This window comes from Flavobacterium sp. JP2137 (assembly GCF_050562195.1).
In the GTDB taxonomy this organism is placed as follows: Bacteria; Bacteroidota; Bacteroidia; order Flavobacteriales; family Flavobacteriaceae; genus Flavobacterium.
Window position 1 is genome coordinate 2,086,109 of record NZ_CP191647.1, and the last position, 17,430, is coordinate 2,103,538.

Annotated in this window: 19 protein-coding genes; 17 read left to right on the plus strand and 2 right to left on the minus strand. The window is 42.6% G+C overall.

Annotation, left to right across the window (positions count from 1 at the left end; all coding sequences use genetic code 11):
* Window positions 1-20: 20 nt before the first annotated feature.
* From ACQZ43_RS09145 to rplI, 7 genes are all read left to right on the plus strand, one after another.
* Window positions 21-920 (plus strand): YihY/virulence factor BrkB family protein, encoded by a 900-nt coding sequence (locus ACQZ43_RS09145; protein WP_430611894.1) that lies wholly within the window; start codon window positions 21-23, stop codon window positions 918-920.
* A 131-nt stretch (window positions 921-1,051) separates the two neighbouring features.
* On the plus strand, window positions 1,052-1,480 hold the full coding sequence (locus ACQZ43_RS09150; RefSeq protein WP_430611896.1) for a DUF2147 domain-containing protein: 429 nt from the start codon (window positions 1,052-1,054) through the stop codon (window positions 1,478-1,480).
* A 121-nt stretch (window positions 1,481-1,601) separates the two neighbouring features.
* Window positions 1,602-4,052 (plus strand): replication restart helicase PriA, encoded by a 2,451-nt coding sequence (priA, locus tag ACQZ43_RS09155; protein WP_430611898.1) that lies wholly within the window; start codon window positions 1,602-1,604, stop codon window positions 4,050-4,052.
* 227 nt (window positions 4,053-4,279) lie between these two features.
* Window positions 4,280-5,275 carry a hypothetical protein gene (locus tag ACQZ43_RS09160; protein WP_430611900.1) on the plus strand — a complete coding sequence of 332 codons (996 nt, stop codon included), beginning with the start codon at window positions 4,280-4,282 and terminating at the stop codon, window positions 5,273-5,275.
* Between the two features lie 178 nt (window positions 5,276-5,453).
* Entirely contained in the window at window positions 5,454-5,795 is a 342-nt protein-coding gene (rpsF, locus tag ACQZ43_RS09165; protein ID WP_430611902.1) for a 30S ribosomal protein S6, read from the plus strand.
* Between the two features lie 2 nt (window positions 5,796-5,797).
* Entirely contained in the window at window positions 5,798-6,097 is a 300-nt protein-coding gene (gene rpsR, locus ACQZ43_RS09170; protein WP_430615645.1) for a 30S ribosomal protein S18, read from the plus strand.
* Between the two features lie 15 nt (window positions 6,098-6,112).
* Entirely contained in the window at window positions 6,113-6,556 is a 444-nt protein-coding gene (gene rplI / locus ACQZ43_RS09175; protein WP_430611904.1) for a 50S ribosomal protein L9, read from the plus strand.
* Between the two features lie 117 nt (window positions 6,557-6,673).
* On the opposite strand, the gene ACQZ43_RS09180 is transcribed toward rplI, so the two are convergent.
* The gene (locus ACQZ43_RS09180; RefSeq protein ID WP_430611906.1) at window positions 6,674-7,462 is read right to left on the minus strand and encodes a lipopolysaccharide kinase InaA family protein; all 789 of its coding nucleotides are present in this window, start codon (window positions 7,460-7,462) and stop codon (window positions 6,674-6,676) included.
* A 291-nt stretch (window positions 7,463-7,753) separates the two neighbouring features.
* Here ACQZ43_RS09180 and ACQZ43_RS09185 point away from each other — a divergent pair, with 291 nt between their 5' ends.
* Window positions 7,754-8,719, plus strand: a complete 966-nt coding sequence (locus ACQZ43_RS09185) for a helix-turn-helix transcriptional regulator (RefSeq protein WP_430611908.1) — start codon at window positions 7,754-7,756, stop codon at window positions 8,717-8,719.
* Window positions 8,720-8,739: 20 nt separating this feature from the next.
* Here ACQZ43_RS09185 and ACQZ43_RS09190 read toward each other — a convergent pair whose 3' ends face one another.
* Complete coding sequence (locus ACQZ43_RS09190; RefSeq protein ID WP_430611910.1) at window positions 8,740-9,213, minus strand: DinB family protein; 474 nt, start codon at window positions 9,211-9,213, stop codon at window positions 8,740-8,742.
* Between the two features lie 251 nt (window positions 9,214-9,464).
* Between ACQZ43_RS09190 and ACQZ43_RS09195 the strand changes: the two genes are divergently transcribed.
* From ACQZ43_RS09195 to ACQZ43_RS09235, 9 genes are all read left to right on the plus strand, one after another.
* Window positions 9,465-9,938, plus strand: coding sequence for a DUF6495 family protein (locus ACQZ43_RS09195; protein WP_430611912.1), 474 nt, complete (start codon window positions 9,465-9,467; stop codon window positions 9,936-9,938).
* A gap of 11 nt (window positions 9,939-9,949) precedes the next feature.
* Window positions 9,950-11,950 (plus strand): NAD-dependent DNA ligase LigA, encoded by a 2,001-nt coding sequence (gene ligA, locus ACQZ43_RS09200; RefSeq protein WP_430611914.1) that lies wholly within the window; start codon window positions 9,950-9,952, stop codon window positions 11,948-11,950.
* A 140-nt stretch (window positions 11,951-12,090) separates the two neighbouring features.
* Window positions 12,091-12,603 (plus strand): DUF6913 domain-containing protein, encoded by a 513-nt coding sequence (locus ACQZ43_RS09205; protein ID WP_430611916.1) that lies wholly within the window; start codon window positions 12,091-12,093, stop codon window positions 12,601-12,603.
* 4 nt (window positions 12,604-12,607) lie between these two features.
* Window positions 12,608-13,501 (plus strand): 4-hydroxy-tetrahydrodipicolinate synthase, encoded by an 894-nt coding sequence (gene dapA / locus ACQZ43_RS09210; RefSeq protein WP_430611918.1) that lies wholly within the window; start codon window positions 12,608-12,610, stop codon window positions 13,499-13,501.
* Between the two features lie 12 nt (window positions 13,502-13,513).
* The gene (locus ACQZ43_RS09215; protein WP_430611920.1) at window positions 13,514-14,023 is read left to right on the plus strand and encodes a ferritin; all 510 of its coding nucleotides are present in this window, start codon (window positions 13,514-13,516) and stop codon (window positions 14,021-14,023) included.
* A gap of 163 nt (window positions 14,024-14,186) precedes the next feature.
* Window positions 14,187-14,993, plus strand: a complete 807-nt coding sequence (locus ACQZ43_RS09220) for an outer membrane protein assembly factor BamD (RefSeq protein WP_430611922.1) — start codon at window positions 14,187-14,189, stop codon at window positions 14,991-14,993.
* Window positions 14,994-14,999: 6 nt separating this feature from the next.
* On the plus strand, window positions 15,000-15,317 hold the full coding sequence (locus tag ACQZ43_RS09225) for a DNA-directed RNA polymerase subunit omega (protein WP_430611924.1): 318 nt from the start codon (window positions 15,000-15,002) through the stop codon (window positions 15,315-15,317).
* A gap of 12 nt (window positions 15,318-15,329) precedes the next feature.
* Window positions 15,330-16,538: a bifunctional phosphopantothenoylcysteine decarboxylase/phosphopantothenate--cysteine ligase CoaBC gene (gene coaBC, locus ACQZ43_RS09230; RefSeq protein ID WP_430611926.1), complete on the plus strand. Its 1,209-nt coding sequence runs from the start codon at window positions 15,330-15,332 to the stop codon at window positions 16,536-16,538.
* The gene (locus tag ACQZ43_RS09235; protein WP_430611928.1) at window positions 16,531-17,415 is read left to right on the plus strand and encodes a DUF4835 family protein; all 885 of its coding nucleotides are present in this window, start codon (window positions 16,531-16,533) and stop codon (window positions 17,413-17,415) included. The genes coaBC and ACQZ43_RS09235 overlap by 8 nt, the downstream gene beginning before the upstream one ends.
* Window positions 17,416-17,430: the final 15 nt, after the last annotated feature.

Sequence of the window (17,430 nt, forward strand, 5' to 3'; positions counted from 1 at the left end):
TCATTTAAACAATCCGTGGAGTGTCGAAGGAAATAGAAGATAAAATAGATAAGATACCGGTGATTAACAAACTGGTCAATATGATCAAAACCGTCAAGCTCCCCAAGTTGGAAGGGTATTCCCTATACGACCTGCTGGAGCTGTACATCACCGGTATTGTCAAAGGCGCCTTTTCCTACCGCGCAGGTTCGATCGCCTTTAGTTTTTTTATGGCCTTGTTTCCCTTTGCGCTGTTTATACTCAACTTAATTCCCTATATACCCCTAGAGAATTTCCAAGAAGACTTTATGCGGTTTATCGCCAGTTCCGTACCGCCCAATACCTATGAAGCCATATCGTCTATCTTGGACGATATTATGAATAACAGTTACAAATCCCTGTTGTCCTCGGGTTTTTTACTGTCGATCTTCTTGATGGCCAACGGCGTTTTTGCCATTATTGGCGGATTTGAATCCTCTTACCACATTACGATTTCACACAGTTTGTTTCGGCAGTATCTCATGGCCTTGGGCTTGTCGATCATGCTGTCGTTTATGCTGATCATTACCGTCGCGGTATTCGTGGTGCTCGAGGTCATTATGCACAGCATTATGGATATTGAAATCTGGTTGCAATGGGCGCGGAACCTTTTCTTGCTGTTCGTGATTTTAATGGTGACTTCTACCCTGTATAAATTTGGCGCCAAAGAGATGCAAAAGGTCTCTTTTATCTCTGTAGGGTCGGTATTTACAACAATCTTATACGTGTTTACTTCCTACTTCTTTGGAATCTATGTCTTGCGCTTTGCGCGCTACAACGAATTGTATGGTTCTATTGGCACATTGTTGGTTTTGATGTTTTATATTTGGATAAACTGTATGATATTGCTATTGGGATTTGAATTAAATGCATCAATTAGCAAGTTGAAACAAAAAAAATAGTTATATTTGATTATAGCCTCTTCAAATAAGGGGGATGCTCAGAAATACTTGCTGGCTTGCGGGTTTGGCTCGAAAGGCGCTTGTTTTTCAAAGGCGTTTTTGACTATTAAATCAACTTAAAATAACCAGATATGAAAAAGACAGTTTTAGTATTGTTTGTGATGCTTTTGGGAAGCATGGCAACACTGCAGGCACAAAGTGTAGTAGGTAAGTGGAAAACCATTGACGATGCTACGGGAAAGGAAAAATCGATTATTGAAATTACAGAGAAAGACGGGGAGTATTTTGGAAAAATCATCAAACTCATCAATCCAACGGTAGAAAATCCGAAATGCGATAAATGTCCGAGTCCGGATAAGGGCAAACCGATATTGGGATTGACAATCATCAAGGGCTTGGTTAAAAAAGGACAGGAATACACCAACGGAAAAATTTTGGATCCCCAATCGGGTAAGGAATACAAATGCACAATCAAGCTCAATGGCAGTAACAAACTCGATGTTCGCGGTTATGTTGGAATCTCTTTGATGGGCAGAACCCAAACTTGGGTTAGAGCCTAGTGATAGCGGTAAATTAGACGTTTTTTCTAAAGACATACGGGCACTTTTGGTAGATAAGCTTTCTATCAAAAGTGTTTTTTTTTGCACAAAGGCGTATCTTTGTATTTACAATTTTTTACTTATGATTTATTTTGTTGAGGTAGTGGTACCCCTGGCGGTTTCGGCGACATTTACGTATTCGTTAACCGAAGCGGAATTCGACTTTGTGCGGCTGGGTATGCGCGTGGCAGTTCCCTTTGGAAAGAACAAAGTGTATACTGCTTTGGTATTGGAAAAGCACCATCGGGTACCGCAGCAATACCAAGCAAAGGACATACACGAAATCTTGGACACCTTCCCGATTGCTACGGAAAAGCAAATCCAATTGTGGAAATGGGTGTCGGAGTATTATATGTGTAGCCTCGGAGAGGTTTACCGCACCGCCATGCCGTCGCGCCTGCTCTTGGAAAGCGAGACGCTGATTCATTTTAACGCGCTTTGCGAAGTGGATCCCACGACCTTAAACGATCAGGAGTTTTTGGTTTTTGAAGCCCTGCAGTTTCAGGCGACGCTAAAAATAGAGGAGATCGTTTCGATTTTAAACAAAAAGACGATATTTCCAATTATCAATGCCCTCTTGGACAAGGGGGTGATCTACTTGCAAGAGGAATTGATCGAAAAATACAAACCCAAACAGCTGCGGTACGTGCGACTGCTTGCGGACTACGAATCCGGAGATCAATTGAACGGATTGCTGGAGCTGCTTTCCCGGGCTGCCAAGCAACGGGAGTTGGTTTTGAGCTATTTTCAGCTCAAGGCCGTCGAAAAAAAACCGATATCGGTTAAGCGGCTGTTGGAGTTCTCTGGAGCTACCGCGGCCGTGGTTAAGGCCTTGGTCGATAAAGAAATTTTTGAAGAGTACTTCCTGACCGAGGACCGCGTGATTTTTAAGGATCGCGAGGAGGTCGATTTTGAGTTGAGTGCTGCCCAAAAGCAGGCCTATCTCGAAATAGAACAGGGACTCACTGCCAAGGATGTGGTGTTGCTACACGGGGTTACGGCATCGGGAAAAACGGAAATCTACATCAAGATGATCGAATCCTTTATCCAAGGCGATAAGCAGGTGTTGTTTTTGCTGCCGGAGATTGCGTTAACCACGCAATTGGTGACGCGCTTGGTGGCCTATTTCGGCAATCAAGTAGCGGTTTTCCACTCCAAGTACTCGCATAACGAACGGGTGGAGGTGTGGAATCAGGTGTTGGCGGAATCCGCCACTGCCCGTGTGGTCATCGGTACCCGTTCGGCGCTTTTTTTGCCGTTTGCACAGTTGGGATTTGTCGTTATAGACGAGGAGCACGAAGCGACTTTTAAGCAGCAAGACCCCGCACCGCGCTACCACGCGCGCGATGCGGCCATCGTTTTGGCAAAATTACACGGCGCTAAAGTGCTGTTGGGGTCCGCGACTCCGAGTTTGGAGAGCTATTACAACGCCGAACAAGGAAAATTTGGATTGGTCACTTTAACCGAGCGGTTTGCCCAAGTGGTATTGCCCGAAATCGTACTGGTCGACGTCAAGGAAAAGTATAAGCGCAAATTGATGACCGGGCATTTTTCCAATACGCTATTGGAAGAAATAGCCCAGGCTTTGGCCTTGGGTGAGCAGGTGATTTTGTTCCAAAACCGTCGCGGTTTCTCGCCGGTCGTGGAATGTATGACCTGTGGTACGGTACCTCAATGCACCGACTGCGATGTGAGTTTGACGTATCACAAATACAAAAATCAACTGCGCTGCCACTACTGCGGCTATACGATGCAAATGCCCAGCTCGTGTATAGCCTGTAACAGTGTGGACTTAAACACCAAGGGTTTTGGTACCGAGCAGGTCGAAGAAGAACTCAAACAGTTGTTTCCCGAAAAGAACATTGCGCGCATGGATCAGGATACCACTCGGGGCAAATACGGTTTTGAAAAGATTTTAGAAGCCTTTAAAATCGGGGAAATCGATGTGATGGTCGGTACGCAGATGCTGGCCAAGGGCTTGCATTTTGACAACGTCAATTTGGTGGGCGTGATGAATGCCGATAACAGTCTGTTTCATCCCGATTTTCGCGCCCACGAACGCGCTTTTCAAATGCTGATGCAGGTAGCGGGCCGTGCGGGAAGAAAGCACAAACAAGGCCGCGTTATCGTGCAAACCTACAACCCGTATCACAACATCATTCAGCAGGTGACCAACAACGATTATATAGGCATGTATAAGGAACAAATGTACGAGCGCCACAATTTTAAATACCCGCCTTTTTACCGCTTGGTGCGCCTGACCTTGCGCCATCGGGAATATGAAAAGCTCAAAGAAGCCTCCTTTTGGATGTATAAGGTGCTGAAAACTCAGTTGGACATGCCGGTCTTGGGACCGGAAGAACCGGCGATAAGCCGTATTCGAAACCAGTATATACGCGTTATTCTAATCAAGATTCCGCAGCAAAAACCGCTGTTGTCCACTAAAAACCAAATTCAACGCATCTTGAAGAGCTTTGAGGCCGTAGGCGGATATCGAGCGGTACGCGTTACGGCAAACGTCGATTTTTATTAATCCGCTTTTGAAGCTTGGAGGCTTGGTTTATCGGGCAATCGATTTGAACGATACCATTAAATCATTTCTGTATTTGTCTTAAAATGTTTAAAAAATAAAATTTAACGACATATATTGTTGTTATTTATGATAATAACCATAATATAAGTTGTTAAAATATGATTTTTATCATATCTGATTTGCTTTTGGTACTATATATTTGTTCCAAATTTTAAAAAATCTATGTTATGAAGAAAATCAATTATTGTTTAACTTTTATCTGTGCCGCTTTATTTTTTGTCGGTTGTTCAGATGATGAAGGATTTAGTTTTCCAGAAACGACGAACCCCGAAACGGGTATAGTTCCGCCATCAGGAGCGAAGTTTAATGAGCTTCAACAAAAGGCGTTGGAGAACATGACGCAAAGAGCGACTTTTAAAGCGGAAAAAGGAATCGTTTTTACCTCTAAGAAAGGGGTGAAGTTGCATATACAACCAAGCACTTTGTACAATTACAGAGGGGGAATTGCAACGGGAAATGTGGATTTGGAGTTTGTCGAGTTCTACGACAGAGGTGATATGTTGGTTCCCAACAGACCGCTAATGGGAAACAATGCTCAAGGGGGGTATGAACCCTTGGTGACCGGAGGACAGTTTTATGTGAATGTAACGCAAAATGGTCTGGACTTAGGGGTTTTTTATTATGATATGACTGTTCCAGCAGAAAATAGCGGAGGATTGGATGAGGGAATGACCATGTGGAAAGGAACGTTTAACGCTGATGGAAATTTGCTTTGGGGGGAGTTTGAGCCATCTCAAGAAACAGGTGGTGTATTTCCCAATCCGGAAACCAATGAGTACAGTGTGACTTTAAGTGAATTCGGTTGGTCAAATATCGACCGTTTAGCAGGGATAGAAGGGGAAAAAACTCCTATAATCGTGAAAGTTCCCAACGGTTACGACAATAAAAATAGTAGCGTTTATGTAGCCTTTAAAGGTGAACCGGATGTTTTAGCCTTCTTGGATATTTACGATGTAGCTACTCACAGTTTTTCCGAGCATTACGGCTGGGGTCCTATAGGATTTGAAATGTACGTGATTTTCTTGTCGGAAAGCCAAGGAAAATTGATTTATGCCATTCAAGAGGTTAAGTTGACTAAAGGCAAGATTATCAATATTGAAGCGTCCGAGTTAAGACTGGGCACTGAAGCAGAGATTACAGCGATTATCAAAGCGCTGCCATAAATTATTTTTTGTTTGTTGAGGAGAAAAAATAGAGTAAAGGAGGCTGTTTCCGAGAGATTTGGAAGCAGCCCTTTTTTTTTAGGCATTGAATTGAAAAAAGAATTTGGCAAAGCTTGTTTAGTATGATATAAAAACGTATTTTTGCACCCAATTTTATAACAAATAAAATCTATTATTTATGAATCATTATGAAACTGTTTTCATCTTGAATCCCGTTTTATCTGAAACCCAGGTAAAGGAAACAGTACAGAAATTTGAGGAATTTCTTACTTCTAGAGGAGCACAGATGGTATCAAAAGAGGATTGGGGCTTGAAAAAGATGGCTTACGAAATCCAAAACAAAAAAAGTGGTTTTTACCATTTATTCGAATACACTGTAACTGGAGAGATCTTAATCGCTTTAGAGACAGAATTCCGTCGTGACGAAAGAATCATGCGTTTCCTTACAGTAAGTTTGGATAAACATGCAATTTCTTGGGCTGAAAGAAGAAGAGAGAAATTTAAATCTAAAAAAGCTTAATTATTATGTCGACTATTGAGCAATCTGCAAAAGGAAAAAAAGACGGAGATATCAGATATCTAACGCCTTTAAATATAGAAACAAACAAAGCTAAAAAATATTGTCGTTTCAAAAAATCAGGGATTAAATATATCGATTATAAAGATCCAGATTTCTTATTGAAATTCGTAAACGAACAAGGGAAAATACTTCCTCGTCGTTTAACAGGAACGTCTTTGAAATACCAAAGAAAAGTTTCTGTAGCTGTTAAAAGAGCTCGTCATTTAGCATTAATGCCATATGTGGCTGATTTATTAAAATAAAAAGAGGCGAAAACTATGGAACTTATTTTAAAACAAGACGTACAAAAATTAGGATTTAAAGATGACTTGGTTTCGGTAAAACCGGGATACGGGCGTAACTTTTTAATTCCTCAAGGGATTGCTGTTTTGGCTACTCCTTCTGCAAAGAAAGTGTTGGCTGAAAACTTAAAGCAAAGAGCTCATAAAGAAGCTAAAATCGTTGCTGATGCAAATGTTGTTGCTGAAGCGCTTAAAGCTTTAGATATTAAAATCGTAGTGAAAGCTGGTGGTGAAAAATTATTTGGTTCTGTAACCAATAATGACCTTGCTGAAGTTTTTGCTAAAAACGGTCAAAGTATCGATAAAAAATTCATCAACTCCGGTATCATCAAACGTGTCGGTAAGTATGAGGCGACTGTTCGTCTTCACCGTGATGTAATCATTGAAATTCCTTACGAAGTTATTGCTGAGCAAGAGTAATCAATGCAATTTTTATATAGAAAAAGCCTTCTCGTTTGAGAAGGCTTTTTTTTTGCTTGGTCGCGACGGTTTATGCCGCTGTTCTTTCTGTGGACTAAGACGCACGAGCAGTTTTTACTAGGCTAATGGGGTTGCCGGTTGTTTCTCTAGACCCAAGTGTTTTTTTAGCTTCTTTTTAAAGTCGCCCTTTTTTTGAAATTGAACCGTGTGCTGCCACAGTTTTTCAAATACCTCCTGCGGTGATTTGTCGTATAGCTTGGCGTATTCCTGACTCATAATGCAGCTCACTTCGGTGCTGGTGGTCAGTCGGCTCATGTTTTTCATGCGTTCGTCAAAGCTGAGGTGCTTTCTGAATTTCATTCGATTTAAATCGACTATATAAAAATCGTACTGTCCCTCAGATTTTTTCCGAATCAAAGTGTTTCCGGGAGAGTGATCTAAAAACTCAATGCCCAATTCGTGCAGCTTCCACGTAAAGCGGGTAAATTGACGAAGCACATGGTTTCTTTCGGGCGAATTTGGCGCCATATCCACTTCTCTAAAGGTAAAACTAGCGGGCAACTGCAGCGACACGTAATAGCTCTGCTTTAATCCCAGCGAGGAAAATGCTTCGTGATAGGCAATGGGGGTTGGGGTGTTGATGCCCTTGCTCAACAAGATTTTGGCGTGTTCATAAGAGCGCTGCGCCTTGGATTTTCGAAAGTACTTGTAGACGATCTTATTAAAGGTATTCGGAATCTTAAACGACTTGATATTGATGTCGTAACCTTTAAAGCGAAAAACTTTAATGATGTTGCGGTTGTTTTGATAGGTCGTTTGTCCCATTGTTTTAAAATGGGTAATCCACTCGCTGAGGATGTGTCTGTATTTGCTGTAGGTCGTTTGTATTTGCGTATTTGTTTTCAAGTTGTTAACTGTATTGATTGTTGTTAAGTTACTAAATATAAGTTTGTTAGTATCTTAATTAAATGGAAAATATTTGCTAAAACTCCTTTAAAGGGCTTGGATGTGGAGGAGGTTTTGTGTAGCGTATTTAATAAAAATTGGTTTTTTTTTGATTTTTTTAAAAAATGCTTTGTCGTTTTTCTTCTTTCGGATCCGCGGTCTGACCGCAATGGTTTTTCCGTGGAATTTTTATTTGCCCTTTGGGCGCTTTTGGAACTTAGGTTGTATTTTTGTATCTTAAACAAATAGCAGATGGACATCACCAAGCGCTTTGATCGGATATTGGCCATTTTTATTCAGTTGCAGTCCAAGAAAGTGGTTACGGGACAAGAATTGGCCGATCGGTTCGAGGTGAGCTTGCGCACGATTTACCGCGATATCCGTTCGTTGGAAGCTGCTGGAATTCCCATTTATAGCGAAGCTGGTGTGGGGTATTCGTTGGTCGATGGTTTTCGCATGGCGCCCACACTTTTTACCAAAGGCGAAGCGATGAGCTTTGCTGTAGCGGAAAAGTTGATGGAGAATTACCTCGACAAAGATCTCAGCGAGCAGTTTAGCGCGGCCTTATACAAGATGAAAGCGATGCTGCGAAGCGCCGATAAGGAGGTGGTCTCCGAATTGGAGCACAAGTTGTTGATGTTTGACAAAAACGACCTTTTTAATGCAGGGGTACCAGAAGGCCTTTCGCTGCTGTTTCAGGCTATTTCGCTGCGACAGTGTTTGGTCCTTTCCTATCAAAGCATGGAGGCCGTACAGCCCTCGCCGCGTTTGGTGGAGCCCGTAGGAGTGTTTCACGAAAACCGCTTCTGGTATTTTGTGGCGTATTGCCATTTGCGGGCCGACTACCGTCAGTTTAGAATGGATCGGGTGTACCGCATCGAATTGGTCGACAAAGCCTTTGAAAACGAGCATCAGCCCCTAGCCTTTTATTTGCAAAAGGAACAGCCGAAACCCGAAGTGAAAGTGCGTATTTCCGTCGATCAAGACCTGGTTAAATATTTGAAATGGGAGCGGGACTACCACGGTTTTCACAGTGAGGTAAGCTGCGGTGACCAGGTGGAGATGACGTTTTATTGTCAAGAGGTCTCTGCCTATTTTGCGCGTTGGTATATGATGTTTGGAGATCGTGCTCGTATACTAGAACCCGAACTATTAAGGGAAATAGTTCGGGATTTAGTTGGGAAGAATTTAAAAAATCTAGGCGACGACAAGCCTTAAAACCACTGCGAGTCTATGGGTTATTGACGCTCCCAGAAATAGGGTGGCTGAATGTTTAAGGCTCTCAGGTATACATAAGCCTGTGCCCGATGGTGCACTTCGTTGTCTATAAAGTAAAACAGGTGATGGATCAGGCTGTTGTCAAATTGCCCAAACAGATTGTAATTGCGGTTAAAGTCCGCTTCGGGAATTTGACGGTACAGGCTATCGATCGTCGCGGTGTCTTGATCCCATTGAGCGAGGAGCTCCGCTTTGTTTTGGTAGACATCGCTGCGCTCTTCGAAATTTTGCGGGCTATTCGAAAGGAATTGCTGCAGTCCGGGAACGGCAATGGCGATGAGTTCATGTACCATGGATGAAAAGGGGCGCATGCCGCCGAGACTAAATTCAAACAGTTCTTTTTCGGGAAACAGTTCAAGGGTACGGCGCGTCAGTGTGCGGTGTCCTTGCCAGTGAATCAATAGGTTTTCTTTGGTTAAAACGTTGGTGTTCATTTGATGTGTTTTTAAGTTATACCGCAAAATTAGCAGCCTTAAATGACAACTGTTTGTCAGTAGTCGTAAAGGGGACTGTATTTTTTTTTAACAGCATCAAAACGGCTTTTTAGCGGAATATTTGGTAAAGAATCGTATTTTTGATTTTTGTAAATACCAGGTGAAAAATCGGCGGACATCGCTTTTTTTTAAAGACGGACAATAGAGAGAGGGAAGGCTGTCGCCTTCCGAAAAACAATAAATAAGTAACTATGAAGTACAGTCGTTTGACCAAAGAGCAATTCGAAGAGTTGCACCAGGAATTTATTAATTTTTTGGTTGCTCAACAAATCGATAAAAAGGAATGGGACGAGATCAAGGAAAAGAAGCCGCAACTCGCCGATCAAGAATTGGATATCTTTTCCGATTTGATTTGGGAAGGCGTTTTGACCAAGGCGAATTACTTGGAGCACTATTCTAAAAACCACATCTTTTTGTTTTCTTGCGATGCGCAAAAAATAGATACCATAGTGATTAAAAGCCTAAAGCAGGACGTTGACTTCTTGTCTCAAAAGGGATTGCAATGGTTGAGCGATGCGGTTTTTACCGATGAAGTAGAGGTGAAATACGGAGCCAAAGAGTTTGATAGCGACCGCAATACAGCACTTTTTGAAATTATTCAACAAGGTGCCATATTGAGCGAGGGCGTTTTATACGAAGAGTTTAAAGAAATGTTGAAATTATAATCACAACCCCTATGGATGCATTCAAGCAAATCAACGATTTACGGGAGGAGCTCAATCAGTACAATTACCAGTATTACGTATTGGATAATCCGGCGATTTCTGATTTTGACTTTGATCAAAAGCTCAAACAGCTGGAGCAGTTAGAGCAACGACATCCAGAGTATTTTGACGTTAATTCGCCGACGCAGCGCGTGGGCGGAGCCATTACCAAAAACTTCGAAACCATCGCGCATCAGTACCGCATGTATTCCTTGGATAATTCGTATTCCAAAGAAGATTTGCTCGAATGGGAGAAACGCGTTCAAAAGGGGCTGGGAGATGTAGCGGTAACCTATGTTTGTGAGCTTAAATACGACGGCGCATCGATCAGCATTACTTATGAGAACGGTATCCTTAAACGGGCGCTAACACGTGGAGATGGCTTTCAGGGAGACGATGTGACCAATAACATCAAAACGATCAAGTCGGTGCCGATTCAACTAAAGGGCGATTATCCCGCATACTTTGATATCCGGGGAGAAATCATCTTGCCATTTAAGGGGTTTGAGAAGATGAATCAGGATCTGATCGAGATTGGAGAGGCTCCCTTTTCAAACCCGCGCAATACCGCGTCTGGAAGCTTAAAGCTGCAAGACAGTGCCGAAGTGGCCAGAAGGCCGTTGGACTGTCTGTTGTATGCGATTACCGGTGAGCAATTGCCGTTTGAAACCCAGTTTGAAGGACTGGAAAAAGCGCGGGAATGGGGCTTTAAAGTGCCTACTATAGCGCAATTAGCACCGGATATGGAGGCTGTTTTTGCATTTATAGACTATTGGGACATACACCGACAAGAGCTGCCTTATGAGACCGATGGTGTGGTGGTAAAGGTCAATTCAATCGACCATCAGCAGGAATTGGGCTATACGTCTAAGGCACCGCGTTGGGCCATTGCCTACAAGTTTAAAACCGAACAGGCCGAGACTGTTTTAAATACGATCAGCTATCAAGTGGGGCGAACGGGCGCTATTACGCCGGTAGCCAATTTGGAAGCCGTACAGTTGGCGGGAACCACGGTGCGCCGGGCTTCCTTGCACAACGCCGATCAAATCGAAAAGCTGGATATTCGCGAACGCGATTCGGTTTATGTCGAAAAGGGCGGGGAGATCATTCCCAAAATCGTTGGGGTGAATTTGGAACTGCGTCCCAAAGACTCTGTGCCGACGCGCTATATCGATCACTGTCCGGAATGCCAAACCGAATTGGTTCGGAAAGAAGGAGAAGTACAGCACTACTGTCCTAACTTTTACGGTTGTCCGCCTCAGATAATCGGTCGAATTCAGCATTTTATCTCGAGAAAAGCTATGGATATCGAAGGTTTGGGTGGAGAAACGGTGGCTTTACTGGTCAACAGTCACTTAATCGAAAACTACGCCGACCTATACCAACTGAAAAAAGGCGATATTTTGCATTTGGAACGCATGGCAGACAAATCTGCCGACAACCTGATCAACGGGGTGGAAAAATCAAAGCAAATTCCCTTTGAACGGGTGTTGTATGCCTTGGGAATCCGCTATGTCGGAGAAACCGTAGCCAAAAAACTGGCACAGCATTACAAATCGATCGATGCCTTGGCTCAGGCCACTTTGATGGACTTGATTTTGGTCGATGAAATCGGCGATAAAATCGCGCAAAGCGTCGTTGATTTTTTCGAGAACGAACACAACAAAAACCTGATCGAACGCCTGAAAAATTTTGGCGTACAAATGACGATGGAAGCCAAGGAAAGCACGGTGATATCCGATCGTTTTGCCGGGCAGATATTCGTGGTTTCCGGCGTTTTTGAACGTTTCTCTCGGGACGAACTCAAACAGCTGATCGAAGACCACGGCGGTAAAATCGGCAGTTCCATATCGGCCAAAACGACCTATGTCGTGGCGGGTGATAAGATGGGGCCAGCCAAACTGGAAAAGGCCAATAAGCTAAAAATCACCATATTGTCCGAAGGCGATTTTGCCGATTTAGTGCAAGCCTAGTCATCGGTTTTTAGCGGATTTGCACAAACGCTAGTGTGCAGTGGTGTTTTGCTTTTGATTGCGGTCGATTCCAACATTTCTTTGAGGATTCCACGGACATAAGCGATATTTGGTTAACTTTGTATGGAACAACAACGCTTATGTTTTTAAATATATTAAAATACAAAGCCCTTAAGAAATCGGCGACTCAACAATTGTTCCAAGGACAAGAGATCGATTTAAAGGGCCGTATTAAAGAGGTGGGAATCATCTTAAATCACAAGGATTTCTCCAATAAAGAAGCCTTGGTGTGGGAATTGGGTTTGCGAAATATACAGGCGGACCAGATTTTTTTTTTGATCAGTCAAGCAGATGTTACCGCGTTAAAAGCACGGGAAACAGCCGTTAAGTCGACCGATTTTGATAATAGGGCTCACTTGAAAAACGAAGCCGTTCGCGCTTTTGTCGCCAAGCCATTCGATTTGCTAATCAGTTATTACGATGTAGACGACGCCCTGTTGCTGTGGTGTACGGCACATTCGAAAGCCAAGTTTAAAGTGGGTTTTTCCAATGTGAAATTAAATAGCAATCACCTGTCGTTACAACTGGAAATAGAAAAATTCAAGAGCTATATAGACGAGCTGTTTAGATATATAGAAATTTTAAAAAAATAAAAAAATGCAAGCATTTGTAGGCACGGGAGTTGCTTTGGTAACCCCTTTTAAAAACGATACTTCCGTAGATGTAGCCGCGTTAGAGCGCTTGGTCAATCACGTCATCGAAGGCGGGGTGGAGTATTTGGTCGTTTTGGGTACTACAGCCGAATCGGTAACCCTTTCCAAAGAGGAAAAGGAGTTGGTTAAGAAAACGATTATCGAGGCCAATCAAGGGCGATTGCCGCTGGTTTTAGGCGTTGGAGGCAACCATACCGCAGGTGTTATAGCCGAGTTGACCGCCGACAACCTCAAGGGATTTGACGCGATTTTATCGGTATCGCCCTTTTACAACAAACCGACGCAAGAAGGGATCTATCAACACTTTAAAAGCATTGCACTGTCTTCGCCAGTGCCGATTATTTTATACAATGTACCGGGCAGAACGGCCAGCAATATGTTGCCCGCTACGGTATTGCGCTTGGCAACGGAATTTCCCAATATCATCGGTATCAAGGAAGCCGCCGGCGATTTGGTGCAGGCGATGGAATTAATCAAGGATAAACCCGATGACTTTTTGGTGATTTCAGGAGACGATATGATTGCATTGCCCCTGGTTTTAGCCGGAGGCGCTGGAGTGATTTCGGTTATTGGACAGGGATTTGCACGGGAGTTTTCCGATCTTATTCGATTGGGATTGGCTCGTGAGGTCGATCGGGCCTTCGGTATACACTACCAGTTGGCGCCGAGCATCGATATGATTTTTGAACAGGGAAATCCCGCGGGAATAAAAGAGGTGTTGCAGTTGATGGACATCATGAAAAATACCGTTCGACTCCCCTTAGTCAATGTTAACGAAGATTTAGCAAAAAGGATTAATTCATTTGTCGCTAAAAATTATAAATTAGCCAATCATTAAAATATAAGTATCATGTTATCAGCAGATTTACAAAAAGCATTAAACAAACAGGTGAAAATCGAAGGCGATTCTTCGCAAATATATTTGGAAATGGCTTCTTGGGCAGAAATCCAAGGGTTTGAAGGAATCGCAACATTTATGTACGCTCAGTCCGACGAGGAACGCCAACACATGTTAAAGTTGGTGCGTTACGTAAACCAAAGGGGCGGAGTGGCAGACATACCGGCTATCTCAAAACCCGATTTGGATCATACCTCTTTTAAAACCCTGTTCAAACAGTTGTTTGATCACGAAGTATATGTGTCTCAAAGTATTAATGATTTGGTGCATATTTCGTTGACAGAAAGGGATTATGCCACGCATAACTTCTTACAGTGGTACGTGTCTGAACAAATAGAAGAAGAAGCGACCGCCCGTACCATTTTGGATAAGATCAATTTGATCGGAGACGATAAAGGAGGGCTTTATCTCTTTGATAACGATTTAAAAAACTTTAATCAGCAAGGGAAAACAAACGTGTAAAACGCTTGGAATTCTTGAAATAATTCGGGGAAAGATGTCTAAAATTGACATCTTTTCACTTTTAATACAAAAAGGTTTTTTATAATCCAATTAATACTTAAATTTGCATTTGCTTTCATAGAACTATCTCGGGAAGACTTTTTTGCCATAAACCACATATTAGATGAAAAAATATATAAGCATAGCTCTTTTAACCTTGGTACTCGTTGGCTGTAGCCCACTTCAAAAAGCGATGAAATCGGACGATATCGCCTACAAAAGAGAGGTAGCACAAAAATTATATGAAGAGAAAAAATACAGAAAAGCGCTTCGTCTCTATGAACAGATGGAACGGGTAGGTAGAGGGACACCAGATGCCGAGCAGATGTTTTTTAACTTTGCCAATGCCTCTTATATCGTTAAAGATTATATGCTTGCCAAAGAGCGCTTCAAGTTGTTTGCCGCAGCTTATCCGAAAAGCGAACGCCACGAAGAAGCCTTATTGTTGGAAATAAAGTCTACTTTTGCCCTGTCCCCGGTGTATTCACTCGATCAGGGATTTACCCATGCTACAATTGCTAAGTTGCAAGAGTTTATCGATGCTTATCCCGCTTCTGAGCACGCTGTAGAAGCCAATCAGTTGATGACCAAGGCCAGCCAGAAATTGGAGAAAAAGACCTTTGAAATCGCCAAGCAATTGAATACCATCGGCGGTTGGACTAGGGATTATACCGCTTCGATTATTGCGTTGGACAATTTTATTTTTGAATATCCCGGTACGATTTATAAAGAAGATGCCTTGTATTACAAGTTTGATTCGGCTTATAATTTAGCCATTAACAGTGTGTATTCAAAAATGGAAGAGCGTTTGGAAAATGCCAAAACCATGTATGATGCTTTAATTCGCTTTAAGGCAGATACCAAATATAAAAATCAGGCCGACAGAATGTTGGAACGAGTGACTAATGATTTACAACAATTTTCAAAATAATTTAGGATGGATTTAAAGAAAACGAATGCTCCAGTAAACACGATTACCTACAACAAGAGCAAGATTGAAGAGCCGACAGGAAATGTTTATGAAGCGATCACGATTATTGCTAAGAGAGCCAATCAAATCAATGCTGACATCAAAAAGGAATTGTTGGATAAATTGGATGAATTTGCTACGTATAACGATAGTTTAGACGAGGTTTTTGAAAATAAAGAACAAATCGAAGTATCTAAGTTTTACGAAAAATTGCCAAAACCACACGCGCTTGCAGTGGAAGAATGGTTGAATGGAGATATTACTTATAAAGAAGTTGTAAAATAACAGACAGCAAACATGTCAGATTTAAGCGGAAAAAAAATAGTACTGGGTATTTCTGGTGGAATTGCCGCTTATAAAACGGCAAGTTTAGTGCGACTATTGATAAAAGCAGGTGCCGAGGTTCAAGTAATCATGACACCTGCTTCTCATCAATTTGTCACTTCGTTTACCCTGTCAACCCTATCCAAAAAACCGGTCTATACCGATTTTTTCAATTCCAGTCAGGCCACCTCTACGTGGAACAACCACGTCGAAATGGCGCTTTGGGCCGATTTACTACTGATCGCTCCAGCCACGGCTAACACCCTTTCTAAAATGGTTAGCGGTGCGGCCGACAACCTATTACTCGCGATTTACTTATCGGCAAAATGCCCGGTCTACGTGGCGCCTGCCATGGATTTGGATATGTATGTACATCCGTCTACCCTGCGTAACCTCAAGGTTTTGGAAACCTATCAAAACATAGTGATTCCCGCGGAAAAAGGCGAATTGGCCAGTGGGTTAGTGGGCGAAGGACGCATGGCGGAACCCGAGAATATCCTGGCGTTTTTAAGGCAATCGCTGGCGGAAACCAAACCGCTAAAGGGAAAAAAAATACTAATTACAGCAGGTCCGACATACGAAGCGATCGATCCGGTGCGTTTTATAGGTAATCACTCTTCGGGAAAGATGGGTTTTGATACCGCCTTGGCCGCAGCCCAACAAGGAGCTGCGGTGATACTGGTAAGCGGACCCACGCAGCAGCATATCGAGCATCCCCTGGTAACGACCATTTCGGTGTTTTCGGCTCAGGAGATGTATGAGGTTTGCCACAGCCATTTTGAGGATTGCGACGTGTTTATCGGTGCGGCAGCGGTTGCCGACTACAGACCGAAAACCGTGGCTACCCAAAAAATAAAAAAATCTGCGGACGATTTCGTAATTGAACTCGAAAAAAATCCCGATATTCTAGCTTCCTTAGGAGCGATTAAAAAACAACAGTTTTTAATCGGTTTTGCCTTGGAAACGGAAAATGAAATTGAAAACGCCCAGCTAAAAATACGCAAGAAAAATTTAGACCTCATTGTGCTAAATTCTTTAAACGATGCTGGAGCTGGATTTGGAGTACCGACCAATAAGGTTACCTTTATCGATCGGGAATTTCACATAGAGCCGTTGGAGTTAAAGTCTAAAGAGGCTGTTGCCATGGATATTGTCAATAAAATAAAAGAGCATTATGCGTAAACTATTTTCGGTTATTCTTGTTTTGGTTTGTTCTAGCGCGGTTTGGGCACAGGAGTTTAACGCGACCATATCTGTGAACCACAGTCAAGTTGGAAATAGTAATAGACAGTTGTTCAAAACCTTGGAAACCTCACTTAAGGAGTTTGTCAACAACACCCGCTGGACTTCGAAGAATTTTGGCAATAACGAACGTATCGATTGCAATTTTTTTTTAAATGTAACCGCTTACGACAACAACGTGATCACCGGCAGCTTGCAGGTGCAATCCGCTCGCATCATCTACAATTCCACCTATACTTCGCCGCTGTTTAATTTTAACGATAAAGACATCAGCTTTTCGTATTCGGAATTTGAAAATTTAACCTACAACCCCAACAGTTTTGATTCCAATTTAATGGGATTAATGGGGTATTACATCAATATTATCCTGGGTCTTGACGCCGATTCATTTGCTAAAAATGGCGGTACTTCTTATTACCAAAACGCTTCGAATATCGTGTCTATGGCACAGCAGAGCGGCTATAAGGGATGGAAGCAAGGCGACGGGAGCAACAACCGATATTTTTTGATCAACGACATCTTGTCGTCCTCAAACGATTCGTTTCGAGAAGCCTTGTACACCTACCACTTGGAAGGTTTAGACAAAATGGCCGATCAGACCAAACAGGGCAAGGAAGGGGTCATGGCCGCCATAGAAACCGTGGCCAAGTTGTATGCCGTAAGGCCCAATGCCTTTTTGTTACGCGTTTTTTTCGATGCCAAAGCCGATGAAATCGTTTCGATTTTGTCTGGAGGCCCCGATGTCAATAAACAAAAAACAATGGAGACACTCAATAAGATTTCTCCGTTGAACGCTTCCAAATGGAACAACTTATAATTGATTAAAAACCAC

What these genes read in the sequence shown, in the direction of transcription:
- ACQZ43_RS09225 (WP_430611924.1), top strand. Translation starts at nt 15,000, where the DNA reads ATGGATTTAAAGAAAACGAATGCTCCAGTAAACACGATTACCTACAAC.
- priA (WP_430611898.1), top strand. Translation starts at nt 1,602, where the DNA reads ATGATTTATTTTGTTGAGGTAGTGGTACCCCTGGCGGTTTCGGCGACA.
- ACQZ43_RS09185 (WP_430611908.1), top strand. Translation starts at nt 7,754, where the DNA reads ATGGACATCACCAAGCGCTTTGATCGGATATTGGCCATTTTTATTCAG.
- ligA (WP_430611914.1), top strand. Translation starts at nt 9,950, where the DNA reads ATGGATGCATTCAAGCAAATCAACGATTTACGGGAGGAGCTCAATCAG.
- rpsF (WP_430611902.1), top strand. Translation starts at nt 5,454, where the DNA reads ATGAATCATTATGAAACTGTTTTCATCTTGAATCCCGTTTTATCTGAA.
- ACQZ43_RS09150 (WP_430611896.1), top strand. Translation starts at nt 1,052, where the DNA reads ATGAAAAAGACAGTTTTAGTATTGTTTGTGATGCTTTTGGGAAGCATG.
- ACQZ43_RS09205 (WP_430611916.1), top strand. Translation starts at nt 12,091, where the DNA reads ATGTTTTTAAATATATTAAAATACAAAGCCCTTAAGAAATCGGCGACT.
- ACQZ43_RS09215 (WP_430611920.1), top strand. Translation starts at nt 13,514, where the DNA reads ATGTTATCAGCAGATTTACAAAAAGCATTAAACAAACAGGTGAAAATC.
- ACQZ43_RS09220 (WP_430611922.1), top strand. Translation starts at nt 14,187, where the DNA reads ATGAAAAAATATATAAGCATAGCTCTTTTAACCTTGGTACTCGTTGGC.
- dapA (WP_430611918.1), top strand. Translation starts at nt 12,608, where the DNA reads ATGCAAGCATTTGTAGGCACGGGAGTTGCTTTGGTAACCCCTTTTAAA.
- ACQZ43_RS09160 (WP_430611900.1), top strand. Translation starts at nt 4,280, where the DNA reads ATGAAGAAAATCAATTATTGTTTAACTTTTATCTGTGCCGCTTTATTT.
- ACQZ43_RS09190 (WP_430611910.1), bottom strand. Translation starts at nt 9,213, where the DNA reads ATGAACACCAACGTTTTAACCAAAGAAAACCTATTGATTCACTGGCAA.
- rplI (WP_430611904.1), top strand. Translation starts at nt 6,113, where the DNA reads ATGGAACTTATTTTAAAACAAGACGTACAAAAATTAGGATTTAAAGAT.
- ACQZ43_RS09195 (WP_430611912.1), top strand. Translation starts at nt 9,465, where the DNA reads ATGAAGTACAGTCGTTTGACCAAAGAGCAATTCGAAGAGTTGCACCAG.
- ACQZ43_RS09235 (WP_430611928.1), top strand. Translation starts at nt 16,531, where the DNA reads ATGCGTAAACTATTTTCGGTTATTCTTGTTTTGGTTTGTTCTAGCGCG.
- coaBC (WP_430611926.1), top strand. Translation starts at nt 15,330, where the DNA reads ATGTCAGATTTAAGCGGAAAAAAAATAGTACTGGGTATTTCTGGTGGA.